Annotated in this window: 6 protein-coding genes and 3 tRNA genes; 4 read left to right on the top strand and 5 right to left on the bottom strand. The window is 38.6% G+C overall.

Going from position 1 to position 6,319, the window contains the following annotated elements; translation table 11 throughout:
• The 4 genes from ACY10D_RS05790 to ACY10D_RS05775 form a co-directional block, all read right to left on the bottom strand.
• Positions 1–223: GTP-binding protein (locus ACY10D_RS05790; RefSeq protein ID WP_486999818.1), on the bottom strand; the 223-nt coding region annotated here is incomplete at its 3' end.
• Positions 224–267: 44 nt separating this feature from the next.
• Positions 268–343, bottom strand: a tRNA-Thr gene (locus tag ACY10D_RS05785).
• A 52-nt stretch (positions 344–395) separates the two neighbouring features.
• Positions 396–469 (bottom strand) — tRNA-Gly (locus ACY10D_RS05780).
• A gap of 12 nt (positions 470–481) precedes the next feature.
• Positions 482–566 (bottom strand) — tRNA-Tyr (locus tag ACY10D_RS05775).
• 114 nt (positions 567–680) lie between these two features.
• Between ACY10D_RS05775 and ACY10D_RS05770 the strand changes: the two genes are divergently transcribed.
• Positions 681–1,283: a DUF4124 domain-containing protein gene (locus ACY10D_RS05770; protein WP_486999817.1), complete on the top strand. Its 603-nt coding sequence runs from the start codon at positions 681–683 to the stop codon at positions 1,281–1,283.
• Between the two features lie 6 nt (positions 1,284–1,289).
• On the opposite strand, the gene ACY10D_RS05765 is transcribed toward ACY10D_RS05770, so the two are convergent.
• Entirely contained in the window at positions 1,290–2,642 is a 1,353-nt protein-coding gene (locus ACY10D_RS05765) for an ATP-binding protein (protein WP_203368605.1), read from the bottom strand.
• A gap of 603 nt (positions 2,643–3,245) precedes the next feature.
• Between ACY10D_RS05765 and ACY10D_RS05760 the strand changes: the two genes are divergently transcribed.
• From ACY10D_RS05760 to ACY10D_RS05750, 3 genes are all read left to right on the top strand, one after another.
• Positions 3,246–4,289, top strand: a complete 1,044-nt coding sequence (locus ACY10D_RS05760; RefSeq protein ID WP_486999816.1) for a sigma-70 family RNA polymerase sigma factor — start codon at positions 3,246–3,248, stop codon at positions 4,287–4,289.
• Positions 4,290–4,426: 137 nt separating this feature from the next.
• Complete coding sequence (locus ACY10D_RS05755) at positions 4,427–4,762, top strand: hypothetical protein (protein ID WP_486999815.1); 336 nt, start codon at positions 4,427–4,429, stop codon at positions 4,760–4,762.
• Positions 4,763–4,944: 182 nt separating this feature from the next.
• Complete coding sequence (locus ACY10D_RS05750; protein ID WP_486999814.1) at positions 4,945–6,216, top strand: citrate synthase; 1,272 nt, start codon at positions 4,945–4,947, stop codon at positions 6,214–6,216.
• Positions 6,217–6,319 lie beyond the last annotated feature (103 nt).

The following is a 6,319-nucleotide window of genomic DNA, read 5'->3' as shown; positions in this document are numbered from 1 at the left end:
TATTTGGAGACTCATACTCTACGTGAGAAGTATTAATAGTAATACCACGTGCTTTTTCTTCAGGGGCATTATCGATTTCATCAAAGTTTCTTACTTCTGAACCGTTTTTCTCAGCCATAACTTTAGTAATAGCAGCAGTAAGAGTAGTTTTACCATGATCAACGTGACCAATTGTACCTACGTTTACGTGCGGCTTCGAACGTTCAAATTTTTCTTTAGCCATTTTTTTAACTCCATTTTTCAACAAAAAACAAAAAACCACAAATATGGTGCTCACAACCAGATTTGAACTGGTGACCTCTCCCTTACCAAGGGAGTGCTCTACCTACTGAGCTATGCGAGCTTCAATATTTAAAATCTAAATTCTATAAAATACACTTTTAAATCCCTTTATATGGAGCGGGCGATGGGAATCGAACCCACACTATCGGCTTGGAAGGCCGAAGTTCTACCATTGAACTACGCCCGCATTGGGAAATCGTGGTGGAGGGGGCAGGATTCGAACCTGCGAAGGCTGAGCCGTCAGATTTACAGTCTGATCCCTTTGGCCGCTCGGGAACCCCTCCAGCGTGCTGGCGACAATCATAGGGCTTTAGTTTTTAAAAATCAACTTTTTTTCATCGATTTTTTTGCCTATAATTTTATGCACCAGATTTTGAAAACATAAGCTGTTAAGACGCGTGCAAGTATATACGAAAGCAAAATCATTTTGCCAGCATTTTTTGCTATTAATTTTAGTTTTTTACATCTTCACAGCAAATGCTGAGATATATCACTGGCAGGACAAAAATGGCAACACCATTTTCTCCAACACACCTCCTGAAGAAAATTCCAACACAACAACAGTTAACACCCAAACGTTAAATGTTATTGCCAAAACAAATACCAAAACTGACAATGAGGATGACGAAGATGATATTAACCCACCGCAAGCGATGACAGATATACTCAAAGAAAAACTTTCTGAACATATCGACAATCAAAAAAGCACGCTTAATATAAAAATCACATCTCCTGCCAACAACACGCATATTCATAACTTTTATCCACTAATCCCCATTCAAACCTCGCCACCACTATCCGCCAAAGCCAAAGTGATGGTTATTGCAAATGAGCATGAGGGAAGCGCCCTCTATCAAAACAATACATGGAATATACCAAGACCCTTTCCTGGCAAAAACGACATAAGCCTCTACGGCAAGACTGAAACAGGAGAGACTTTCTTCTCCGACTCGATCACCATGTATATTCATAACAGCCGCGTCAAACAGAACGCTAAATGATTGACCTTAACTAGCTTCTACCGCTTTACTCACGGGAAACTGCAACACTATTGTCAACCCCCTCCCCCCTTCTGAGGTGCGCGCTGCTATCTGCCCATCATGTAACCTGACAATCTCTTTCACAATTGAAAGCCCCAGACCACTGCCAGCTTGTCCAGTCCCTGCTTCACGATAAAAGCGATCAAAGATTCGCTTTTGCTTATCTTCCGCGATCCCAATCCCGTTATCAACCACTTCAAATAATACTTCTGATTTTGCCACATAGCTATATAAAATAACTTTGCCACCATCTGGCGTATAGCGAATGGCATTATCAATAAGATTTCTAAATAATATATTTATCAGCGTTTCACTAACATATACAACTGCCGCGGATTTGCTTGGCAAAAACTCTAACTCAATATTTTTTTGCAGCGCCAATAGCGCCAACTCCGCAAGTTGATTCTCCGCAATATTATTTAAATTCATATTCTTTTTATCGGGCAAATCCTGCTGCGGCTCTAAGCGACTTAATGTCAACAGTTGATCAATAATATAAAAATAACGATCCGCACCACTGATAATATTAGCAATGCGCTTTTTAATCTCAATCATATCATCCAAGTTAAGTGCAACCTCAGCCTGTGTTTTCAATGCTGCCAATGGCGTTTTCAACTCGTGGGCAGCATCTCCGGCAAAGCGCTTTTCACGCTCCAATACTTTACTAAACTTTTGAAATAAAATATTTAACTGGTTTAATAGCGGAATCACTTCAGGTGGTGCTGTTTTGACAGCAATTGGTTCAAGCTTACGTGGATCTTTTACCGCAATTGCACGACGAATATCAGATAAAGGCCTCAATGCCAATTGCACTACAATAAATATAGACAGCAATAGAAATATATATAATGTAATCAAATCCCATAAAGCACTGCGAAATAAATTTAAAAACATTTGATGCTTAAAATCAGAACTAACCAACACCACAATACGATAGGGTTGATAACGACTATTAATGCTAAACATATTCCAAAGCTGCAATCCTTGTGCTGTTTTCAACTTGACGGTTTGAAAACTATCAAGTTCCGTCTTTTGAAAAGTAGAAACATCCGGCGACCCAGTTGAGTGCAAAATCAAACTGCCACTACGACGGTCATAAACTTGGAAAGCAAACGAATCTTTATATACATTGTCAAACTGCGCGATTTTGGGCTTTAGGTTTCCCGCAATATTTTCAAGTGTTGTTAAAGAATTAGATTCCAACAAATCACTTAACTGACGTTTTGAATTATCAGTAATCGCAGCAGATAACAAAGCATCAATTGCATTGGCACTGTTCACCATTTGCATTTTAAATAAGTCTTCATTTTGTTGACGCATCTGATAATAGTTAAAGACACCTAAAATGAAGATTGAGCAACTAATAAGTAATATTAAACAGATACTTAAAAACTTTTGAATCGATAATCTATTGTTAAGAAAAGTAAAGTAATTCGCGCGTTCCATAATACTCAAAACATTCAAAGCAACGAGGCGTTGAAGCCTTCGTCTGATATATAAAGTAATTATCCAATCATATCGGACTTATTAGGGATAATCTAGCACAACTCACTAAGATCGCTTGATTGGTGACACATCAAAGAATAAATAAAGACACAAAAAAGATCATTTATAAATCGAATCATGACGGCAAAATAAATACTTCTACAGAGATCCACTATCAGGCTTGCCATCTTATTTATATTAGGGGTACGATAATTACCGACAAGGACATAAGAATATCTGATAACACTTTAATCATATAGCCTACAGCAGATTCATCATTCTGCTCTTTCGCGTATGAGATGTTGTTGCGATAATGTTAAAGAAGTCATCAATTGGGTTGTTATGCAGTGAAACCACAAAAAACAAACGCATAGTATGCCACCCTTTTGATCACAATAATTCTAACCATATCTATGGTAGGGTAATAAGGAGATAGACGTGTTACAGCCAGATAAGCAAAATAAGTTTGATAACAAAGCAAATAATGTCATTAACACACTCACAAATGACTATATTGAAGATAACGACAATGAAGATGCCAAGAACACTAGTTATGCACTAGATAGTTCTATTGATGATGATAATGGTGAAGATGACAGCGCATTTAATAATGCAGAGATTGGCGCCCATGACTTCTCACACACAGACAATGACGCCACGCGCATGTACCTTGTTGATATTGGTTTTAGACCTTTACTAACAAAAGATGAGGAGTTCTATTATGCTCAAAAAGTACAACAAGGTGATTTAAAAGCAAAGAACATCATGATTGAAAGTAATTTACGTCTTGTTGTGAAAATTGCCAAACGTTATAAGCCACGTGGTAACAGCTTAAGCTTTCTTGATTTGATTGCTGAAGGCAATCTTGGTTTAATTCGCGCTGTTGAAAAATTTGATCCTGAGTTAGGTTGGCGCTTCTCAACCTATGCGACTTGGTGGATACGTCAGAATATTGAACGCGCACTATTAAATCACCAACGCACAATTCGCGTTCCTGTTCATATATTAAAAGAGCTCAATGTTTATTTACGTGCAGCAACAGAGCTGACTAAGCTTCTTGATCATGAGCCATCCCCTGAAGAAATTGCTGAGTTTATTGATCGCCCTGTTGAAGATATCCGCAAAATCCTCACCTCAACAGTGCCAATGGATTCACTAGATGATGCCTATGATGATTCCAATCGTAGCATGCTTGAGACAATTGCTGATGAGCAAACCAGTGATCCGGAGGATATCCACTTACATCAAAAAGCAGCTCAGTTTATTGACCAATGGCTTGATGAATTAAGCGACAATCAACGCGCTGTGTTATCAATGCGTTTTGGTCTACGCGGCTATGATATCCAGACGTTAGAAGAAACAGGCTCACAAATTGGGTTGACGCGTGAGCGCGTACGCCAAATTCAGGTTGATGCATTACGCCGCCTAAAAGTAATTGCTGCGGCTAATAACATTGATGCCAATCTATTCTCTAAACAATAATTATAAATCAATATTATAGCTTTGATAAAATTTTGTCATTTCTAGCAAGCACTGATAAAGAATAGACTGACTCTAACTTCTTGAGCACATGATGCAAAGGAAGCATTTTGTTCATACCATTTATCAGGAGAAATATTATGAAAGGCATTAAAAATATTGGATCTATTCTCGTTGTTATCGCAAGTATTTCAGGTGTTATTTTTGCAGCGACACTAATGGGCTATTCAGTTGCAATAGGTATTTGGGGGATTATCTTATCTGTCGTCTCACTACTCTTAGGCTTCTTAACATTCGCCAACACCAAATCAACAGTAAGCACGATATTTGTTATCACGTTTATTCTAGCCATCATTACCGCAAGCTTCTCAATCGGTGGACTTGAAAAAAGCATGATCTTACAACTTATTGCAAGCATCATTGGCTTTATTGGTACGATTGCATTACCAAAATCATCATCTGCACACGCCATATAAGACTTACCATTCCTTCCAATCTTTGGGTGTCTTTATTTGACAACCGTGGGGATATAAGCTTAAATGTGCCTCAAGAATTTTTACTTACCTGCACAAACTAAAGCAACACGAAAACACTCTTGTTGATCTATGTCACAGTAGCGTTTTGTGCTGTTTAAATGTGCCAAATCATGGAGATCAACATGTCTGAAACTGCTGTTTTAAACATCCAACACAAAAATTTATCACTAACCCTGCCAGTTCACACCCCTGTATTAGGTCAACAAACTGTTGATGTCTCTTCTTTGGTTAAAGAAGGTTTATTCACGTATGACCCTGGCTTTCTCTCAACCGCAGCTTGTTGGTCAAAAATCACTTATATCAATGGTGGTCAAGGCGTGCTTCTGCATCGCGGCTATCCTATTGAACAATGGGTTGAGAAATCGCACTACCTAAATCTTTGCTATGCTTTATTAAATGACAAATTACCAAGCACTACTGAAGTTAATGCATTTAGTCAACGCATTTTAGATCACATGCCTGCATGTGAGCATATTGCGCATACAATCAAGGCATTCCCGAAAGACACTCACCCGATGGCTGCTTTGATGGCTGCAGTGAGTGTAATGTCTGCAGAAAATCAAAAAACAATGAATAAGAAAGATCCTGAACAACAAATAACAATGGCAGAAAAAATCATTGCCCGTATTCCAACATTAGTTGCAATGACTTATCGCCACCGTAATGGCTTGCCTTTTATGGCACCTAAGAAATCTTTTTCATATGCTGAAAATTTCTTATATATGATGTTTGCTGATAATGAAAATTACCAACCTGACCCATTAGCCGCACGCGCCATGGATACGATTTTCATATTGCATGCGGATCACGAGCAAAACGCATCCACTTCAACTGTACGCCTTGCTGGCTCCACAGGCACTGACCCATATGCCGCTATTGTTGCTGGTATTGCCGCTCTTTGGGGGCCTGCACACGGCGGTGCTAATGAAGCAGTTGTTAAAATGCTGGAGCAAATTGGTGATGTAAGCAATATCGATAAGTTTATTGAGCGTGCTAAAGACAAAGAAGATCCATTTAGATTGATGGGCTTTGGGCATCGCGTATACAAAAACACCGACCCACGAGCAACTGCTATGAAAAAAGCATGTGAAAGCATCCTTAATCAAATGGGTGATAGCAATAACCCATTACTGCACATTGCCAAAAAACTTGAAGAAATCGCATTAAATGACAGCTACTTTATTGAAAGAAAATTATTCCCGAATGTTGACTTCTACTCAGGCATCATTTTAAAAGCACTAGATATCCCAACTTATATGTATACGCCAATTTTTGCTTTGGCGCGTACATCGGGTTGGATCTCTCAATATCTAGAAATGTACAATGATCCTGCAATGAAAATTGGACGTCCTCGCCAACTTTATATAGGTGAAAACAAAAGAGACCTTCCATAATTATTGATTAACTCTACATATTCTCTCTAGTACCTCATCCTTTAAATAAGTAAATATTATGTCGCCTGTAGAACTCTTCCCTTATATGTCCATTTAAATGGCT

The sequence above is a fragment of the Cysteiniphilum sp. genome (assembly GCF_057495195.1).
Note: the sequence above shows the minus strand (reverse complement) of the source record. Positions and strands in the feature narration are given on the sequence as shown.

What these genes read in the sequence shown, in the direction of transcription:
- ACY10D_RS05765 (WP_203368605.1), bottom strand. Translation starts at nt 2,642, where the DNA reads ATGCGTCAACAAAATGAAGACTTATTTAAAATGCAAATGGTGAACAGT.
- ACY10D_RS05755 (WP_486999815.1), top strand. Translation starts at nt 4,427, where the DNA reads ATGAAAGGCATTAAAAATATTGGATCTATTCTCGTTGTTATCGCAAGT.
- ACY10D_RS05750 (WP_486999814.1), top strand. Translation starts at nt 4,945, where the DNA reads ATGTCTGAAACTGCTGTTTTAAACATCCAACACAAAAATTTATCACTA.